14 protein-coding genes are annotated in these 18,217 nt (G+C 72.7%); 6 read left to right on the forward strand and 8 right to left on the reverse strand.

Annotated features, from left to right (window positions below; translation table 11 throughout):
• Positions 1 to 9 precede the first annotated feature (9 nt).
• Entirely contained in the window at positions 10 to 2,112 is a 2,103-nt protein-coding gene (locus AB0H88_RS23140) for a beta-galactosidase (RefSeq protein ID WP_357647593.1), read from the forward strand.
• Here the strand turns inward: AB0H88_RS23140 and AB0H88_RS23145 are convergent.
• Entirely contained in the window at positions 2,109 to 3,356 is a 1,248-nt protein-coding gene (locus tag AB0H88_RS23145; protein WP_357647595.1) for a hypothetical protein, read from the reverse strand. The genes AB0H88_RS23140 and AB0H88_RS23145 overlap by 4 nt on opposite strands.
• Positions 3,357 to 3,466: 110 nt before the next feature.
• Positions 3,467 to 6,706, reverse strand: a complete 3,240-nt coding sequence (locus tag AB0H88_RS23150; protein ID WP_357647597.1) for a BTAD domain-containing putative transcriptional regulator — start codon at positions 6,704 to 6,706, stop codon at positions 3,467 to 3,469.
• Positions 6,707 to 6,891: 185 nt separating this feature from the next.
• Between AB0H88_RS23150 and AB0H88_RS23155 the strand changes: the two genes are divergently transcribed.
• Positions 6,892 to 7,374 (forward strand): hypothetical protein, encoded by a 483-nt coding sequence (locus AB0H88_RS23155; protein WP_357647599.1) that lies wholly within the window; start codon positions 6,892 to 6,894, stop codon positions 7,372 to 7,374.
• Positions 7,375 to 7,426: 52 nt separating this feature from the next.
• Here AB0H88_RS23155 and AB0H88_RS23160 read toward each other — a convergent pair whose 3' ends face one another.
• Complete coding sequence (locus tag AB0H88_RS23160; RefSeq protein WP_357647600.1) at positions 7,427 to 8,209, reverse strand: SDR family oxidoreductase; 783 nt, start codon at positions 8,207 to 8,209, stop codon at positions 7,427 to 7,429.
• An 86-nt stretch (positions 8,210 to 8,295) separates the two neighbouring features.
• On the opposite strand from AB0H88_RS23160, the gene AB0H88_RS23165 reads away from it, so the two are divergent.
• Positions 8,296 to 9,153, forward strand: a complete 858-nt coding sequence (locus AB0H88_RS23165) for a helix-turn-helix transcriptional regulator (protein WP_357647602.1) — start codon at positions 8,296 to 8,298, stop codon at positions 9,151 to 9,153.
• Between the two features lie 22 nt (positions 9,154 to 9,175).
• Here AB0H88_RS23165 and AB0H88_RS23170 read toward each other — a convergent pair whose 3' ends face one another.
• Positions 9,176 to 10,165, reverse strand: coding sequence for a DUF418 domain-containing protein (locus AB0H88_RS23170; RefSeq protein WP_357647604.1), 990 nt, complete (start codon positions 10,163 to 10,165; stop codon positions 9,176 to 9,178).
• Positions 10,166 to 10,401: 236 nt separating this feature from the next.
• Here AB0H88_RS23170 and AB0H88_RS23175 point away from each other — a divergent pair, with 236 nt between their 5' ends.
• Together AB0H88_RS23175 and AB0H88_RS23180 are read left to right on the forward strand one after the other, a co-directional pair.
• Positions 10,402 to 11,604 (forward strand): histidine kinase, encoded by a 1,203-nt coding sequence (locus tag AB0H88_RS23175; RefSeq protein WP_357647606.1) that lies wholly within the window; start codon positions 10,402 to 10,404, stop codon positions 11,602 to 11,604.
• Positions 11,601 to 12,257 (forward strand): response regulator transcription factor, encoded by a 657-nt coding sequence (locus AB0H88_RS23180; RefSeq protein ID WP_357647608.1) that lies wholly within the window; start codon positions 11,601 to 11,603, stop codon positions 12,255 to 12,257. Before AB0H88_RS23175 ends, AB0H88_RS23180 begins: the two co-directional genes overlap by 4 nt.
• Positions 12,258 to 12,260: 3 nt before the next feature.
• Here the strand turns inward: AB0H88_RS23180 and AB0H88_RS23185 are convergent, their stop codons facing one another.
• Both AB0H88_RS23185 and AB0H88_RS23190 read right to left on the reverse strand, forming a co-directional pair.
• Positions 12,261 to 13,043 (reverse strand): alpha/beta hydrolase, encoded by a 783-nt coding sequence (locus tag AB0H88_RS23185; RefSeq protein WP_357647610.1) that lies wholly within the window; start codon positions 13,041 to 13,043, stop codon positions 12,261 to 12,263.
• A gap of 35 nt (positions 13,044 to 13,078) precedes the next feature.
• On the reverse strand, positions 13,079 to 13,642 hold the full coding sequence (locus AB0H88_RS23190; RefSeq protein WP_357647612.1) for a permease: 564 nt from the start codon (positions 13,640 to 13,642) through the stop codon (positions 13,079 to 13,081).
• Between the two features lie 236 nt (positions 13,643 to 13,878).
• On the opposite strand from AB0H88_RS23190, the gene AB0H88_RS23195 reads away from it, so the two are divergent.
• A complete protein-coding gene (locus AB0H88_RS23195; RefSeq protein ID WP_357647614.1) occupies positions 13,879 to 16,593 on the forward strand; it encodes an AAA family ATPase in 2,715 nt (904 codons plus the stop codon).
• Between the two features lie 62 nt (positions 16,594 to 16,655).
• On the opposite strand, the gene AB0H88_RS23200 is transcribed toward AB0H88_RS23195, so the two are convergent.
• A complete protein-coding gene (locus AB0H88_RS23200; RefSeq protein ID WP_357647616.1) occupies positions 16,656 to 17,609 on the reverse strand; it encodes a CU044_5270 family protein in 954 nt (317 codons plus the stop codon).
• Positions 17,606 to 18,202, reverse strand: a complete 597-nt coding sequence (locus AB0H88_RS23205) for an RNA polymerase sigma factor (RefSeq protein WP_357647618.1) — start codon at positions 18,200 to 18,202, stop codon at positions 17,606 to 17,608. The genes AB0H88_RS23200 and AB0H88_RS23205 overlap by 4 nt, the downstream gene beginning before the upstream one ends.
• Positions 18,203 to 18,217 lie beyond the last annotated feature (15 nt).

Here is an 18,217-nt window from a genome sequence, read left to right on the forward strand (position 1 = left end):
GAAACACACGTGTCGCGAGTGCTTTTCGGCGCCGCCTATTACCCCGAATACCACCCCAGTGAGCTGCTGAAGACCGACCTCGATCTGATGGCCGAGGCGCGCTTCTCCGTCATCCGGGTCGGCGAGTCCGAGTGGTCGACCTGGGAGCCCGAGAACGGGCGCTTCAACCTGGACTGGCTCCAGCCCACGCTCGAGGGCGCGCACGAGCGCGGCATCGGCGTCATCCTCGGCACCCCGACCTATGCCGTGCCGCCCTGGCTCGCCCGCCAGTATCCCGAGATCGCCGGAGAGCGGGGCTCGGGACGGCGCATCCCGTGGGGCGCCCGCCAGGAGATGGACTTCACCCACCCGGCCTACCGCTTCCACGCCGAGCGGATCATCCGGCGCGTCGTGGAGCGGTACGCCGGCCACCCGGCAGTGATCGGCTTCCAGGTGGACAACGAGCCCGGCCTGGTGCTGCTGCACAACCACGGCGTCTTCCAGCGCTTCGTGGATCACCTGCGCGACCGCTACGGCGACGTGGAGACGCTCAACGAGGAGTGGGGCCTGGTCTACTGGTCGCATCGCCTGTCGACCTGGGCCGACCTGTGGACACCGGACGGCAACGCGCAGCCGCAGTACGAGCAGGCCTGGCGTCGCTTTCAGGCCGAGCAGGTCACCGAGTTCATCGCCTGGCAGGCGGACATCGTCCGCGAATATGCCAGGCCTGACCACTTCGTCACCACCTGCATCTCCTACGACCGGCCTGGAGTGGCCGACGACGAGCTGGCCGGGCGTCTCGACGTCACCGCCGGTAACCCTTACTACGCCATGCAGGATGGTCTCGCTCTGCCCGCTGGGCAGAGCGGCCCGCAGCTTTGGGCCACCCACGACACCTGGGCCTTCTACCTCAGCGCCGACCGGATGTTCTCCTCACGTCAGGAGCCCTTCCTGGTCACCGAGACCAACGCGCAGGCCATCGGTCCGTCGTGGATGAACCATCCCGCGTACGACGGTCAGTGGCGGCAGGCCGCCTGGGCGTTCGTCTCGCGGGGCGCGAACATGATCGAGTACTGGCAGTGGCGCACCCTGGTCTTCGGCGCCGAGACCTACTGGGGCGGCGTCCTGCCGCACAGCGGCCGCCCGGGCCGCGTCTATCGGGAGATCGGCCGGATCGGCGCGGAGCTGGAGAAGGCCGGCGAGTTGGTCACGGGCCTGACCCCGGACGCCGATGTCGCGATGCTCTACTCCACGCCGAGCAATTGGGCGCTGAGCGCCCAGCCGGCTCTGGCGCTGCCGGACGGCAGCCCCGACCGGCGTTCCTACCAGGGCATCTTCGACCCGTTCTACCGTGGCGCGTTCGAGGCGGGCCTCCAGGTGCGGGTGCTGCACGCGGCTCAGGCGGTGGCGGCCGAGCCGGGCGAGCTGGCCGCACGGCACCCGGTCCTCGTCGCCGCCGGTCTGTACGCGGCCGACGACGCCACGCTGGACTGGCTGACGACCTACGCCGCGGCCGGCGGCCACCTGGTGCTCGGGCCGCGCACCGCCTACGCGGATCACGAGGCACGCGCGCGCCGCGAGGTCCAGCCGGCCCGGCTCGCCGACCCCGCGGGCGTGTCGTACGACGAGTTCAGCAACCTGCCCGCCGACCTGCCCGTGCAGGCGACGCCCGGCTCACCGCTGAGGCTGCCGTCCGACGCCGCGGGCACCCGATGGGCGGACGGCGTGCACGCGCAGGATGCCGAGGTGCTCGCCGGCTACGAGCACCCGCACTTCGGCCGGTGGGCGGCGGTGACCACCCGCCCACACGGCGCGGGCCGCATCACCTGCGTCGGCACGATCCCCAACCCCCGCATGGCCACGGCGCTGTTCCAATGGCTCGTCCCCGACGCCGGGTCGTGGGCCGGCCTGCCGACGGGCGTCACCTCGACCGGCGCCGTCACCGTGGACGGGCGGCGGCTGCGCTTCCTGCACAACTGGACCTGGCAGGAAATCGCCGTTCCGGCACGGACCGCGGTGCGCGACGTGCTCGCCGGCACCGACCACGAGGCGGGTGAGGGACTGTCCCTCGGCCCGTGGGACGTACGCGTGCTGTTGGAGGTGTCCTCCGGAGGGGCTGGCCTCCAGGTCTAGTCGGGCAGGCGGTCGAGTAGCCAGGTGGCGGCCTCTTCGGTGATCTCGGTGTGGCCGTTGTTGGTGCTGCCGCACATGAAGTCGTCGAGGTCGCTGTCGTCCGGGGGCAACGCGTCGATGTCGGTGTACAGGTCGGCTTGGGTGATGTCGCGGATGGAGACGGCGCTGATCGACGGGACGAAGCAGTGCCCGGCGATCGGGTTGTCGACGCCCAGGCCGAGACCGGTGGCTTCGGCGATGGCGTTGAGCACGTCGGCGAGGATCTTGAAGCCCGGCAGGGTGCCGCCGGGGGCGCCGTCCACGGGCGGGACGCCCGGGGCCTGGACCTCGGCGACGTCGGGCGTCAGGACGCGGAGCTTGGCGGCGAGGGTGTCGGGCGCCATGGGCTGGGTGCGCAACTCGGTGCCGTCGATGAGATCACCGACGCCGAGCAGTGCGCTCTCGCCGGCTTCGATGCCGTTGCCCGTTCCGGTGCCGGTCCCATCGGCGATGGCGAGGAGACGCGGAATGCGCGGCCAGCCGCCGACGGACTCCAGCTTCGCGAGAAACTGGGTGCGCAGCGGGTCGATGCCGGGCACGCCGTTCCAGCCGGGCAGGTGGCAGGCCAACAGCTGGCGGGCGGCCGGGCTGTTGAACTGGTCGGAGAAACGGGGGTCGTAGTCCTTGATGTAGTGCGCGAACGCCTGGAGCGAGATCGGCACGTACGCGCCGCGATGCGGGGTGTCCCAGGAGAAGTACACGCCGACCTGGTGGTCGACGCGCTCAGCCTCCATCTGGGCGAGGGCGTAACGGGTGACCAGGCCGCCCATGCTGAACCCGCCGGCCAGCAGCCGGGTGGCGCCGAGACGCTCGGCGACGGCGCGGTGGATCGCCGCGGTGGCGGTGCGCGCGTTGTCGAGGATGGAGGCGCCGCGGTCGTCGTAGCCGATGATGACGACGTCGCGGCCACGGCGGCGCAGCTCGCTGATCAGCGGGAAGGCGCGCCGTTCCAGACCGTCGTAGAGCTCGTCGATGTCGCTGGGCCCGAACCCGAAACCGTCGGCCAGGAGCACCGGCCGTGCCAGGCCCCGGTTTCCCTCGCCGTAGTACACCCACGCGGTCCCGCCGGGCAGCGGCCAGAAGTCGCTCCACTCCTCGGCGGGCGGGGCGGTGGTGGCGGCCTCGGCCCTGGAACCGGCGCTGGAGGACAAGAGGATCGGCGATGCGGCGCTCAGGGCGCGCATGAGCTGCTGTTTGTTGATCACATCCGGATAGTTACCTCGTGAGACATCATGACTACCTAAAGTGATGCTTCTTTCTTGATAGTCGGCGGCGGCTTCGGCCGTCAATCCCGGCTTGGAAGGCGGCGAAACGTTCAACCGAGCCGGGCGGCCACCTCCTGGGCGCGGCGCAGGTCGTACGGTGCCGACAGGCGTTCGGCCGCCCGTACCGCCTGCCCGGCGGCCTTCGCCGCCACCCGCCGTTCGCCTGCGGCGGCCAGGACGAGCGCGCGGGCCCAGCCGATGCGGGCGGCGGCTCCCGGATGGCGGCTCTGGTACTCGGCAAGGTGCCGGTGGAGTCTCCGGGCCGTCGCGGGGTCGGGGTCCGGGGACATGTGGCAGAGCAGCTCGGCCAGCCCCGCCCAGCACTCCAGCATGCCGCGCTGGGCCTTCGGCAGCCGGGCGGCCAGATCCAGCGCCCTGGCCAGCGCCTCCCGCGGGTCGTCCGCGATCAGGCGGGCCGAGGGCGTGAGCAGGGGGGCCGAGGCCGTGAGCAGACGGGCTGAGGGCGTGAGCAGGGGGGCCGAGGCCGTGAGCAGACGGGCTGAGGGCGTGAGCAGGCGGGCCGAGGCCGTGAGCAGGCGCAGCTCCTGGATCACCGGCATGACCGCGCCGTCCCGCAGGCCGAGGCGCTGCTCGTGGGCGCGGCGGCGCTCGGTCGAGGCGCGGGCCGCCGCCAGCACCCCGGCGACCCGATCGGGGCTGGTCCCCTCGATCCGCAGCAGGGCCTCGGCCTGGCCCGTCAGGCACCAGTGGCGGCCGATGTCGCCGCCGACCCGGCTCGCCGCCTGTTCCGCCGTGGCGGCGTACAGGGTCGCGGCCTGCTCGAAGTCGCCCCGCCAGAGCGCCGTCTCCGCGAGCATGCCCGCGCAGTTCTCGGCCACCCGCGGGTCCAGCGTCCTGGCCCGGCACTCGGCGAACGATCCCCGGGCCGCCTCGAACTCCCCGGCCGAGAGCTGGTCCAGGCCCCGGGCCAGGCGGGCGCGGCTCGCCGGCTCCGTGGGATGCGCGATGCCCGTCAGGGCCCTGTCGGCGAGCGCGCCGTAGCGCCCGGCCAGGCGGTGGCGTCCGGCGACGCGGGCGATGGTGGCGAAGTTCGCGTACGCCTCCGCGCGCAGGTCCGGGGCGGAGGTACGGTCGGCGGCGTTGAGCTGGCGCAGCGAGGCCGCCAGCATCGTGGGCACGTCCTGCTGGTGGTAGGCCAACCGTGCCAGGAACGTCAGCGCCTGCGCCACCTCGGCGTCCCGCTCGGACCGGGGCACCGGCAGGACCCGATGGAGGACCTGACGCGCGGCGGCCGTCAGGATGGCGGCGACCAGGCCGGGCCGGGAGATCGGCAGCGGCCTGCCTACCGTGTCGAGCGCCGCCCTGACCAGCCGGTACGCCTCCCGCTCCCGGGCGAGCTGATGCTCGCTCACGCACGCCATCCGCAACCACCGCGCCCGCAGGCGGGGAGCCTCGGGCGTACGGGCGAGATGCCGCCGCACGACGGTCCCCGACTCTTCGTACAGCCGCAGCCGCAGGCACAACACCCAGTAGTCGTCCAGGAACCCGGCCTCCCCGGACACCGCCCAGGCCAGCCGGATGTTGTCCAGCTCAGCCCCCAGCACGCGGGTCACCTCCGCGTCCGAGGCATCCTGCAAGGCGGCGCCGTGCCGGTCGAGCAGGCGCGAGAAGTACGCGGCGTGCCGCTCCCGCGCCGCCCGCCGCTCGCCCGGCGACAACCGCGCGGCGGCGAACTGCTGAATGAGCGGGTGGATGACGTACCGCTCGGCCGGGGTGAGCTCGATCATGCTCTGGTCGACCAGGCGGACCAGCACGCACGGCGTGGTCCTGGCCACCTCCAGCGCCGCGGGCAGCGTGCATCCGCCGCCGAACACCGCCAGCGCCGCCAGCGCCCTCTGCCCGGCGGGGTCGAGGAGCCGCCAGGAGGTCTCGAACACCGTACGCATGCAGGCGTGCCGCGACCGGGCCGCCGGTCCCGCGGCCGACAGCAGGCCAGGGTCCACGCCGAGGCGGCGGCCCAGCTCGGCGGGCGGCACGGCCCGCAGCAGCCCGGCCGCCAGCTCGATGGCCAGCGGCAGACCACCTGTGGCGGCGCAGATCGCGGCCACGTCGGCGGCGTTCCGGTCGGCGTCGAACGCCGGTTGCGCCCGCGTCGCCCTGGCCGCGAACAGGGCCTCGGCCGCCGGTCCCGGCAGGCCCGCCACCTCGAACCTCACCTGACCGGGCAGGTCGAGCCGCCGCCTGCTCGTCGCCAGGACCCGCACGCCCGGGGCCGTACGCAGAATGTGCCCGATGACCGCGTCGAAGGCGGGCAGGTGCTCGAGGTTGTCCAGCACCAGGAGGACCTCCTGCCGGGCCAGCGCCGCCAGGAGCAGGTCCAGGGCGGGGCGCTGCGGAGTGAGGTCCACGCCGAGGCGGCGGGCGAGCGTGGTGACGGCCGCCTCCGGGCGTACCCCGGCGAAGGAGATGAAACGGGCCGAGCCCGAGGCTGCGGCGATGGCCAGACGTGTCTTGCCGACGCCGCCCGGGCCCAGCAGGGTGACCAGGCGTTCGGCGGCCAGCAGTGTACGCAGCCGCGCCAGCTCCGCCTCCCGGCCGAACAGCTCGGTGCCGGGCACCGGCAGGGCCGCGCGCCGGACGGCCGTCCGCTGGGTGAGCAGGCGCCGCCTGGCCGCCGCGGTCTCAGGGGCGGGCTCGACGCCCAGGTCATCGGCCAGCCGCCGCCGCAGGTCGTCGTAGCAGGCCAGGGCCCCTGCCCGGTTGCCCGCCGCGGCCAGGGCCGCCATCAGCAGCCGGTGCGCCTCCTCGTCGTAGGGGTCCAGCCCGGCCACCAGGCGCGCCAGCCGTACGAGATCGGCCGGTGGCGCGGAGCCGGAGCGCAGCAGCAGCTCGCGCAGCCGCAGCCGGGCCCGCCCGCGCTCCGACTCCAGCCACCCGCCGAAGGCCGGGGCGTCACAGAACCACACCCCGTCCATGAAGTCGCCCCGCCACAACCGCAGCGCCTCTGCCACGGTCGCCGTCTCCGCCAGGCGTCCATGGTCCACGTAGCAGCCGCCGGGGCGGAACCGTACGTGCTCGCGGGTGATGTCCAGCCACCCGCCCACCTCCTTGCGCAGCTCCGACAGTGCCAGGCGCAGACTGCCGCGGGCGTTGGCGTCCGGCCGCTCGCCCCACAGCAGCGTGGCCAGCTCGGAGCGCGGGCGCGGGCCCGGCGTGGCGGCGAGGTAGCAGAGCAGGGCGCGGGTCTTGGCGGAGCGGATGCCCACCGGCCGCCCTCCGACGGCCAGCTCAGGCGGACCGAGCAGCAGCAGGGTCAGCGAGTCTCCCATAGCCACAGCAGGGTAGGCGCGTCCCCGCCGCGCGACTGCGGAAAAAGGCGCGCACGGAACGTGCACTGCGCCACTGACCAGCGTTCTAACGATGCGCTCACGCTGCCTGCCCCACTCTGATGCCGCGTTTCGCGAGAGCCGCGAGACGCGATCCTCACCAAAGATCCTCACCAAGGAGAAGCAGCATGCGCTCTCAGAAGCTGATCCCCGCACTCGCCCTGGCGGCGGGACTGGCCGTTCCGGCAGCGCTGGCCACGGCCCCGCCCGCCGGCGCGACCACCTCGGCCGCGAACTGCTCGGTCGCCTTCTACGACCTCGACGCGTCCGCCGTGGACGAGGTCGACGGCAAGGACGAGCTCAGGCTCGAGGTCGGATCGAGACTGTTCCCCAACAGCTGGGTCAACATGAACGCCGGCAGCGACGCCGACCCGGTGGACTTCGACTACGCGAGCGTCAACCTCAGCAGCACCTCGTCGTTGGCCTTCAACCTGCGCGAGGTCCAGCCGCCGATCGTCAAGGCCGGTTTCAACCTCGGCACGTACATCGTGTACGGCTCCACCTGCGCCGGGCTCTCCACCGGCCAGTCCGTCATCGTCGGGGGCATCATCTCGGGCACCCATGACAGCTACTACGAATACAACCTCAGGTTCAGGGTGACCGGGCTGTAACCTCGCCCGAACGTGAAGGCCCTGCCGTGGTCCCGAGGCGGGGCCTTGGGGTTCAGGCGCCGGCGCCGCCGTCCACCGGCACGATCGCGCCGGTCACCATCGAGGCCCGGTCGCTGAGCAGCCACGCTGCCACCTCGGCGACTTCGTGGGGCTCGGCCATCCGGCCAAGCGGGATCAGCGCGATATTGCGCTCGATGATGCCGGGGGTCGCCGCCTCCCAGTCGTCGATCATCTTCGTGGCGGTGCCGCCGGGGGTGATGCCGTTCACCCGGATGCCATCACGGGCCCAGCTCACCGCGGCGGACTCGGTGATGCTGTTCAGTGCGCGCTTCATGGCGCCGTACGCGGGGAGGACGGGATTCGCGCGGCGGCTGCCGATGCTCGAGGTGTTCACGATGGCCCCGCCACCGCTGCGTCGCATGAGTGCGGCTTCGGCGGTCATGGCGGTCCAGTGCGCGCGGAAGTTCACCGCGAACTGCTCGTCGATGTCCTCCTCGCTCGTGGTGTCCAGCGGGCCGGGGTGCTGGATCACCGCGCCGTTGTTGAACGCGCCGTCGAGCCGTCCGTGCAACTCCTCGACGCGGTCGAGCGCCGCGCGGATGCTCGCAGGGTCGGCGAGGTCCAGGGTGACGGCGTCGGCGACGCCGCCGCCGGCGCGGATCTCGGTGACGATTCGTTGCAGGGCGTCGGTGCCGCGGGCGGCGAGTACGACGGCGGCACCCTCGGAGGCGAAGAGCCGGGCCGCGGCCGCCCCGATGCCGCGGCTGGCGCCGGTGATGAACATGACCTTGCCGGTGAGCAGGCCGATGGGTGCGATGTCGATGGTGTTCGTCATGACGACAGTGTCAGCCCGGCCACCAGGCCGTATGCAGGCACAGGCTGTACCAGGATCCGTCGCCGCGCGGCGTGCACACTGGGGATATGGACAAACAGGAACTCGGGGCGTTCCTCCGCAGCCGTCGCGAGCGGCTCCGGCCGCAGGACGTCGGCCTCCCCTCGGGCTCGCGACGCCGGACGCCGGGTCTGCGCCGAGAGGAGGTGGCGGTCCTCGCGCACATCTCCACGGAGTACTACGTCCGGCTCGAGCAGGGCAGGGCGCCGCGGCCGTCGGGCGAGGTCCTCGCCGGGATCGCCGGCGCGCTGCGGCTCACGGACGCCGAGTCCGACCACCTCCATGTCCTCGCGGGCACTGCGCCGAGCCGTACCGGACTGCATCGGCGCGACGTCCGCCCGAGCATCCTCGCGCTCCTTGAGCGGCTGCCGCAGACGGCCGCCATCGTGGTGTCCGCCGCGTTCGAGGTGCTCGCGTGGAACGACCTCGCGGCCGCGCTCATGGAGGACTTCACCGGGCTCGCCCCGAAGGACCGCAATCTCGCGCGCCGGGCATTCCTCGGATCGGCACGCGCCGATGCGACGCTGTACGGCGTCTCCGACGTCGCGGAGTTCCGGCACCACGTCGTCATGAATCTCCGCTCCACCCTCGCCCGGTACCCGTCCGACCCCGCGGTGACCAACCTCGTCGACGAGCTCCGCGACGCCAGCCCCGACTTCGCCCGGCTCTGGGAGCGGCACGACGTGCAGGCCGCGCCGACGCTCACGAAGACGTTCCGTCACCCAGTCGTCGGGGAGGTCACCGTCGACTGCGACTCGCTCGCACTCACGGACCGCGACCAGCACCTCGTGCTCTACAGCGCGCCGCCGGGATCCCCTGGCGCCGAAGCCCTGGCTCTGCTGAACGTCCTTGGAACCGAGTACGTCAAGGCGAGCAGGTCACTCTGACGGAGCCGCAGCCGACGGATGCCTAAGGAGTGCGGCGTAGGAGTGGGCGGCGGCCCCAGGTGGCCCAGCGCCAGAGCCACTCAAGAGGGCCGAAGCGGTATCGGCGCAGCCAGAGGGTGGACCACACCCATTGGGTGCAGAGAATGGCAGCGGCGATCCCGACCACCATCGTCAAGGACCAGTTGTCCGGCGAGCCGCCGATGACGCGTTGGACAGCGAGGACGAGGATCGTGGCGGTCAGGTAGTTGGTCAGCGCCATCCGGCCCAGTGGCGCGTAGATGGCCTGCAGCGCCGGTCGGAGTGGCGTCCGGAGCAGGACCAGTAGGGCGCATATGTAGAACCCGGCGACCAGCAGCCCACCCTCGCCCATCGCGAGGCCGAAGCCGGGGTCGTCGGACCGCAGTCCGGTCTGCCACCACAGGATGGGCGCCGCCACCGCCGCCAGGGCCGAGCCCAGAACAACCGGCACCCGGGTGGACCGCTCGATCCGGTCGATCACCCCGTACCGGGTCAGTGCCGAGCCCAGCAGGAACAGCCCGGGGACCAGGCCGAAGAAGCCGCTTCCGAGGATCGGCGAGACCGCGAGGAGCGCGGCGGAGAGGCCGGCTACGGCCCATCGGGGCAGCCAGGTCGAGGGCAGCAGTACCGCCAGGCCGATGATGGCGTAGATGGTCAGGATGTCGCCCTGCCACAGCAGGAAATGGTGCACCAGACCGAGCGCGAGCAGCACCAGCAGCCGGCGCAGCAGGAGGACCCGCGGGTGGGCGGTACGGCCTGCGGACGACTCCAGCAGCAGCGAGAATCCGACGCCGAACAGCAGGGAGAAGATCGGGAAGAAGCGCTGCTCGACGAGCAGCCCCATCCACACGTCCCCCGCGGTCGGCGACCCATGGGTCACGGGCGGGCCGCCGAGGCTGGCGATCGGCTGGACGTTGGCCAGCAGGATCCCGCACAGCGCGAATCCGCGGATTACGTCGAGCGCGCCGATACGCGGCCGGCTGGCGGAGGTCATCGCCCCGCCATCGGATGGAGCGGGGCGCTCGTCCGCAGGTGATCGGCGTGCACGGCGGCCCTCAGGCTCGGTCAGGTCCGTGGCCTTCGGCACCGAATAGGGATCTTGATGTGGCATGAGGCTCATCCTGCGAGTTCGGTCCGGTACAGGGCATCGGGCGAAAGCAGGGTTACGGGGTGCTTGACGGTACTTTCGGCTGTTTCGGTGCGGGGTGGCAATCTCCTAGCCTGAGCGGTGTGAATCGTCGCGGGTGGGCCGGGTTCGCGGCCGATGCCGGACTCGGCGTCGGGTTCGCGGCGGCGCTCGCCTTCCAGGCGTACCGGATCGCCGACAGCTGGGGTGGCGCCTACTGGCAGTTCGGCTGCGGGGCGGGGGCCGTCGTGTGCGGGCTGGCTCTGGTGCGCCGGCGCGGCCGGTTGTGGGCGGCCATCGCGGGCCTGGCCGTCGCGGCGGCCGCCGTCGTGGTCGCCCGGCTGGCCGGGCTGCCGAGTGAGCCGGGGCCCGCTATGGCGTTGGGCCTGTCGGTGCTGGTCGGCTCGGCGGTCAGAGTGCTGCCGGCCTGGTGGGCGGGCGCCGTCGCGGCCGGCGGGGGCGTGGTGGTCGCCGGTGGGCTGCTGGCCGCGTTCGTCTTCTCCACCGGCTCGGTGGTGGCGGTGCTGAACGGCGCGGCGTGGCTGGCCGCGCTGGCAGCCGGGCTGGGGCCGCGGCTGCTGGCCGCCCGGCGCCGGGCCATCGCCGAGCGGGTACGCCGCAACGAGCGCCTGGAGCTGGCCCGCGAGCTGCACGACGTCGTCGCCGACCACATCACCTCCATCGTGCTCCAGGCCCAGGCCGGACAGCTCCTGGCCCGCAAGCAGCCGCACACGGCGGAAGGCTCCCTGGCCGACATCGAGGCCGCCGGATCCGACGCGCTGGCCGCGACCCGCCGCGTGGTCGGCCTGCTGCGCGACGGCGACGACAACGACGAGTACTCCGCCGTATCCGGCCCCACGGCCGGCGCCGCTGGCGCGTCCGCCGCCATGCCCGGCGCCGAGCAGCTCGGCGAGCTCGTCAAACGGTTCGACGGCCACGGCCTCGCCGTGCGTTTGAGCTTGCCCGACGGGGACTCGGGGTGGCCGCCCGAAGTGGCCCGTACCCTCTATCGGGTCGTACAGGAGTCGCTGACCAACATCTCCCGCCACGCCCCGAACGCCCGCCACGTCACGGTCAGCGTCGCCCGCGACCGGGACGCCGTCAGAGTGCAGGTCATCGACGACGCCCCGCCGGGCGCGGCCCACTACCCCCACCGAGGCGGGTACGGCCTGATCGGGATGCGCGAACGCGTCGAGGCCCTCGGCGGCACGCTGAGCGTCGGCCCGCGCCGCGGAGCCGGCTGGTCCGTGCTCGCCACCCTGCCCGCCTCCACCCCCGCTGACGCCCCCGGGAGCAAGCGGCGATGACCATTCGGGTCCTGCTGGCCGACGACCAGGCGATGATCCGCGCCAGCCTGCGCGTCATCCTGGAAGACCAGCCTGACATCAGCGTGGTCGGCGAGGCCGCCGACGGCGCCGAGGCGGTCGCCCTGGCCCGGAGACTGCGCCCGGACGTGTGCCTGGTGGACATCCAGATGCCCCGCCTGGACGGCATCGAGGTCACCCGCGAGCTGGCCGGCCCCCGCGTCCCCGACCCGCTGCGGGTGATCGTGGTGACCACCTTCGACCTGGACGAGTACGTCTACGGCGCGCTACGCGGCGGAGCGGCCGGATTCATCCTGAAGGACGCCGGCCCTGCCCTGCTCGTCGAGGCGGTCCGGGCCGCGAACGCCGGCGACGCGTTGATCTCCCCGTCGATCACTCTGCGGCTCCTGCGCCACCTCACCGTTTCCGGCGCCCCGGTCACCGGCGGAGCCGCCTCGCCGCTGTCCCAACGAGAGACCGAAGTCGTCCGTGCCATGGCCGCGGGCCGTACCAACCAGGAGATCGCCACCGAGCTGTTCATCTCGGTGAGTACGGTCAAAGGTCACGTCACCGCCATCCAGGCCAAACTCCAGATGCGTAACCGAGTCGAGGTCGTCGCCTGGGCCTGGGAGAACCGCATCGTGGGCACCGCCTGAAGGTCAGAAGACGTTCTTGAGGAACGGCAGCAGGGCTTCGGCCGTGCGCTCGGGGAACTCCGACATGGGGTAGTGGCCCGCGTCGTCGATCAACACGGCCTGCCCCCGCAGCAGTGACGCCTGGGCCCGCGCCTCCGCCGCCGGGTCGGGGAAGTCGGGATCCTTGACGCCCATGAGCACCAAGGCCGGGCAGCGGACCTGGGAGATGACCTGCTCGGCCTCCGGCGCCCGGTTGAGGAGCATGCGGCGCATCGCCTCGCGCCGCTGCGGGTCGCGCAGCATGGCCACCAGCTTGGCGCGGTGCCCGTCCAGGTCGGCGGGCTTGGCGGTGGGGTGCGCCATGCCGTAGTAGACCTTCCACAACCGGGGGGAGGAGCCGATGACCCGGATGAGCGCGCGGACGGCGACGTTGAGCGGGATGGCTCTGATGAACCCGTCGATCGGGACGATGCCGGCCACCCGCTCAGGGGCCTCGGCGGCGGCGCGGACGATGCCGCCTCCGGCGTAGGAGTTGCCGAGCAGGACGGCGCCGGGCGCGTCCAGTTCCTCCAGAAGGGCCACGATGTCGCCGCCCACGGCTGACTGCGAGTAGTCGTCCCACCCCACCGACGACTCCCCGTGGCCGCGCAGGTCCATGGTCACCACCCGGTACCCCGCCTCCACCAGCGCGGGACGCAGGAACCGGTAGGCATCCCGGATGTCTCCGAGGCCGGGCACGCACACCACCAGCGGCCCCTCGCCGGCGGAGTCGTAGGCCAGCCGGCCGCCCGGCACGTCAACGAACATGTCAGTACCCTTCGTGAAAGAGGACGTAGGCGGTCTCAGCTGAGGACATCGACGGCGAGGCCCAGAACGAGCAGCGCCGCCATCACGCCGCCGGAGACCATCGCGCGCCAGGTGACGGGCGCGCGCCGCCGTACCGAGCGGATGTACAGGACGGCACCGACCACGACGAGGATCCCCTCGACGACGGCCGCGGCCCAGGGGACCTGCCACAGTCCGAGGCCGAGCAGCGGCAGGCCGCCGGCGTTACCGGGCAGCAGTGGCAGGTCGGCGCGGTGGACCAGTAGGTCGAGCACCCAGTGGCTGAACACCATCGCGCCCAGCACCCAACCGGTCTTGCGGCCCCACCGCCAGGCGCCGAGGCCGCCGTACAGCGCCGATAGCAGTAAGGCGCCCAGCAGCGAGTGGGTGTACTGCGCGTTGATCAGCGCCTCGCCGTAGGTTCCGGGGGCGACGGCCTTGAAGGACTCGATCCCGCCCGCCAGGTACAGCACCACGAAGACGACGTCGAGGAACTGCGTGGCGAGCATGAGCGACCACAGCGGGACGCGCGGCTCGCGGGCCTTGACCGCGGCGGCCAGGCCGAAGTGTCCGATGAACATCTAACGTCCTTCCTTGGCGACGGGCTCGGCGGCGCGGGTGGCCCAGTGGTCGAGCCACCCGCACAGCACGACGAACAAGAACAGAAAGATCAGGAGAGCCACATGTTTCCCCTTGCGTCTGCGCGCGGATCGCGCTTGCGATACGACGCTAGGGACCGGAGGCGTCCGGCCGGTATCGGACGATTGTCGGGTGATGCGACTGATGCCCGTCTGGCGAGGGACGGTACATTCTGATCGTGCTGCGAGGGCGGGAACGAGAACTGGCGGAGATCGAGGCGCTGCTCGCACGGGCCAGGGACGGCCGGAGCGCAAGCCTGATACTCCGAGGCGAGCCCGGCATCGGCAAGTCCGCGCTTCTCGACCACGCGGCCCAGTCGCCGGAGGGCCTGCGACCGCTGCGCGGCACCGGCATCGAAACCGAGGCCGAGCTGCCGTTCGCGGCGCTCCACCTGCTGCTCCGCCCGGCCCTCGACCGGATCGGCCGGCTGCCGGCGCCGCAGGCCCGGGCGCTGGAGGGCGCGTTCGGCCTGGCCACCGCCCGCGGGGACGCCCCTGAGGACCGCTTCCTCATCGGCCTGGCCGCCCTGTCACTGCTCACCGAACTGGCCGAGGACGGCCCGCTGCTCTGCCTGGTCGACGACGCCCAGTGGATGGACCGATCGTCGGCCGAGGCGCTGCTGTTCACGGCCCGGCGGCTGCACTCCGAGGGGATCGCCCTGCTGTTCGCCGCCAGGGACGGCTTCCATGCGCCCGGGGTCCCCGAGCTGCGGCTCGAAGGACTCGATCGGCAGACCGCCGGCGAGTTGCTGCACGAGCGCACGCCCGGGCTGGGCCCGTCGGTACGGGAGAGGATCCTCGCCGCGAGCGGCGGGAACCCGCTCGCTCTGATCGAGCTGCCCCGGGCCCCCGAGGCGCTGCGGCACGCGCAGGAACCGCTGCCGCTGCCGCGCCGGATCCAGGAGGCGTACGAGGCGCGCATCGCCGTCCTGCCGCCGGGCACCCAGACGATGCTGCTGGTCGCGGCCCTCGACGACGCCCGAGACCTCGACGTCGTGCTGCGCGCGGCCGGCCGGCTGGGGGTCGACGGCAGTGCCCTGGGCCCGGCCGAACACGCCGGTTTCCTGTCCACCGCCGACGGGCGGATCTCCTTCGGCCACCCGCTCATGCGCACCGCGGCGGCGCGGCGGGCGGTCTACGACGAACGCCTGGCCGTGCACCGCGCCCTCGCCGGCGTGCTCGACGACGAACAGGACGCCGACCGCCGCGCCTGGCACCTGGCCGCCGCCACGACGGGCCGCGACGAGCCGATCGCCGCCGCGCTGGAGCAGGCGGCGGGCCGTGCCCGCGAGCGCGCCCGCCACGCCGCGGCCGCCGCGGCCCTGGAGCGGGCGGCGCGGCTCACCCCCGGCCTGGCCGAGCGGGGCCGACGGCTGGCCCTGGCGGCCGAGGCCGCCGCGGACGCCGGCGTCCTGGAGCACGCGCAGGGCCTGGCCGACCAGGCGCGGCGGCTCGACGACGACCCGCTGACCGTCGCGCGGCTGGCGGCGCTGCGCGGCCGGATCGCCTTCGACCGGGGAGCCGTGCACGACGCCCATCGGATCCTGCTCGACGGCGCCGCCTCCATCTCCGTCCTGGATCGCAAGGCCGCGGCGCTGATCCTGCTCGACGCCGTGCGCAACGCCTGGTACATCAGCGATCCGGCGGCCGTCGCCGAGTCCGCGGCGCGGCTCGCCGAGCTGCCGTTGTCGCCGGAGGACGGGCTGGACGGCTTCGTCCGGGCGGCCCGCGCCATGGCCGACTTTCTGGCCGGCGACCTGGACCGGGCGCTGCCGCCGTTCCGCGAGCTCATCGCCGTGGCCGTGGCGATCCCCGCCGGCATGACGGCCCTGAGGATCAGCATCTGCTCGCTGGCCGGGATCTCGGGGGATTTCGACAACGGGGCGGCGATCGCCCAGTCGGCGATCGGGGAATGCCGGGCCGTCGGCCTGATCGGGCTGCTGCCGCTCGCCCAGGCCGTGCTGGCGATCCACCAGCTCTACCTCGGGCGCTTCCGCGACGCCGTCACGACCGCGACGGAGGGCCGTCGGCTCGCCGTCGACATCGGCCACACGCACCGCGTCGCGCACTTCGAGAGCGTCATGGCGATGGCGAGCGCCGTCCAGGGCCGCGAACAGGAGTGCCGCGAGCTCGCCGAGCGGACGATCGCGCACGTCGCCGCCCATCCGGTGGCGACCATCGTCGGCTGGGCCGAATGGGCGCTCGGCCTGCTGGACCTCGGCCAGGGCCGCTTCGAGGCAGCGCTGGAACGCTTCGACGCCGCCGCTCGCGGGCCGCTCCGGCACCAGATCATGCCGATCTACTTCGCTCCCGACCAGATCGAGGCCGCCGTGCGGCTGGGCCTGCCCGCCCGCGCGGAGCAGCCGCTCGCCCGCTTCGCCACCTGGGCCGCGGCCGCCGGTCATCCGTGGGCGGAGGCCGTGCTGCACCGCTGCCGCGCTCTCCTCGCCCACGACGACCACGAGGCGGAACGGCACTGGGAGCAGGCCGCGCGCTCGCACGCCGAGGCGAACCGGCCCTACGAGCGGGCCCGCACCGACCTGCTCCACGGCGAGTGGCTGCGCCGCAACCGCCGCAGGCACGAGTCCCGAGCCCGCCTGCGCGCGGCGCTGGAGACCTTCGAGCGCGTCGGCGCCCACCCCTGGGCTGAGCGGGCCCGTGCCGAGCTGCGCGCGGCGGGCGAGAACGTGGCCCAGAGCGGCCCCGACCTGGTCGCCCTGCTCTCACCCCAGGAGCAGCAGGTGGTACGCCTCGCCGCCACGGGAATCACCAACCGGGAGATCGCCGCCCAGCTCTTCCTCAGCCCGAAGACCGTCAGCCACCACCTGTACCGCGCCTTCCCCAAGCTCGGCGTCACCACCCGCACCGAACTCGCCCACCTCGACCTGAGCTGAACGCCGCAAATCGCCTGATCCGGCTGAGGAACCGCGACAGGGCCTGCACGCGATACCTCTGGTCACGGGCGGTCCTTCGGCGTCGCGGGGAGCTCGTCCGTCCAATCGGTGGTCACGGCGATGTACCCGTCGGTCCGCGCCGAGTTTCCGTTACCGACGAGAAGGAGGTTGGCGCGGACGACCCGGGCGGTCTCAGGATCGACGACCATCTCGATCCCGCTGTCCGGGCCGTCAAGCTCGGGAATCCGCAAGGCCTGACCGCCTTCGACCGCGCCCGTGTTCTCGACTCCCGGTGTCGCGGCGAGCGCCCGGAACGCCGCGGAACGGACCTCTGCCGGCGTGGGCAGCTCCGTGATCAGCGCGAGCAGGGTGAGTGTGGGGTCGCCCCGGATCTCGGACGCGGACATGTCGTTCGGGTTGCCCTTGCGCTGGACGATCCAGGCCTTCAGCGCCTCCGGATCCGTCGGCAGCCTCTCGAGGTCGTCGAAGCTCACATCGGCGCCCTTGAGCCTGAGCGATTGCCAGGCCGGGGCCCGTACCACGGTGTCCGGAGTGTCGCCCGGCTCGTTCCTGGTCCAGCGCTTGCCGTCGCGCGAGGTCCAGCTCTCCATAGGGGGGATCTCGCTCTTCGACCACGTGGCGGTGACGTGCCAGTAGGTCCCGGAGCTTGGCGGCGTACGTTCCGCGCTGACAGCCGCCATGAGCAGGACCTCCTTGCCCGAGACCGGAGCCGCGGCGATCACCTGCCCCGGTGCGCCGCCGTTCGTGACCGCCCCCGTAGCGATCACGACCGCGGCGGCCGCCCCGGCGGCGACCAGCGCCACCCCCGGCACGAACCACCTGACACGCCCCCGGCTCCGCATCCTCTGGCCCAGCGACCTGTGACCCTGCATCCTCTGGCCCAGCGTCCCGTGGCTCTGCGTCCTGTGCTGGAGCCTGCTCCGGCTGCGCGCGACCACCTCCTCGGACGGCTCCGGCTTGGCCAGCAGGGCGGCCACCTCTTCCAGGTCGTTCATGGGGTCTCCTTGCCTTTCAGTGCGCTGTCTATGAGGGTGCTGTCGATCCGGGCGTGGATCTTGGCGCGGGCCCGGCTGAGCCGCGAACCCACCGTGCCGATGGAGATGCCGAGCGCCTGGGCGATCTCGTCGTAGCTCAGCTCTCCCAGCGCCAGGAGCAGCAGCACGTCACGCTCGCCGCCGTTCAGCGAGGCGAGCGCCATGGCCAGTTGCGGCTGCATGCGCTGGGCGGATACCGAGGTGAGGACCTGGTTCTCGTGCCCTTCCACCACCGGTGCTGGGTCCAGCCGGGCCAGCGCCTTGTAGTGGCGGGCCTCCTTACGGCGATGCCTGGCCACCAGGTTCGTGGCGAACCCGAACAGCCAGGGCCGTAATCCCCCCTTCCCCGGGTCGAATCGATCGCGCCGATCGAAGGCCAGCAGGAACGTCTCCGCCGCGATGTCCTCGGCCACCTGCGTGTCCAGGCGGCCCGCCACGTACAGGTAGATGTCGCGGAAATAGCGGTCATGCACTGCGGTGAAAAGCTCAGGGTCCCGCCGATAACCGGCGACGAGGTCGGCGTCGGTCACCTGCTCGCCCACGTCGGCGGTCACGTGCCCGTCTCCGTC

It is taken from the genome of Nonomuraea sp. NPDC050680, assembly GCF_040654555.1.
Classification (GTDB): domain Bacteria; phylum Actinomycetota; class Actinomycetes; order Streptosporangiales; family Streptosporangiaceae; genus Nonomuraea.

Excerpts from the sequence above, each read along its gene's own strand:
- AB0H88_RS23150 (WP_357647597.1), bottom strand. The coding sequence starts at position 6,706 with ATGGGAGACTCGCTGACCCTGCTGCTGCTCGGTCCGCCTGAGCTGGCC.
- AB0H88_RS23155 (WP_357647599.1), top strand. The coding sequence starts at position 6,892 with ATGCGCTCTCAGAAGCTGATCCCCGCACTCGCCCTGGCGGCGGGACTG.
- AB0H88_RS23160 (WP_357647600.1), bottom strand. The coding sequence starts at position 8,209 with ATGACGAACACCATCGACATCGCACCCATCGGCCTGCTCACCGGCAAG.
- AB0H88_RS23165 (WP_357647602.1), top strand. The coding sequence starts at position 8,296 with ATGGACAAACAGGAACTCGGGGCGTTCCTCCGCAGCCGTCGCGAGCGG.
- AB0H88_RS23170 (WP_357647604.1), bottom strand. The coding sequence starts at position 10,165 with ATGACCTCCGCCAGCCGGCCGCGTATCGGCGCGCTCGACGTAATCCGC.
- AB0H88_RS23180 (WP_357647608.1), top strand. The coding sequence starts at position 11,601 with ATGACCATTCGGGTCCTGCTGGCCGACGACCAGGCGATGATCCGCGCC.
- AB0H88_RS23185 (WP_357647610.1), bottom strand. The coding sequence starts at position 13,043 with ATGTTCGTTGACGTGCCGGGCGGCCGGCTGGCCTACGACTCCGCCGGC.
- AB0H88_RS23190 (WP_357647612.1), bottom strand. The coding sequence starts at position 13,642 with ATGTTCATCGGACACTTCGGCCTGGCCGCCGCGGTCAAGGCCCGCGAG.
- AB0H88_RS23200 (WP_357647616.1), bottom strand. The coding sequence starts at position 17,609 with ATGAACGACCTGGAAGAGGTGGCCGCCCTGCTGGCCAAGCCGGAGCCG.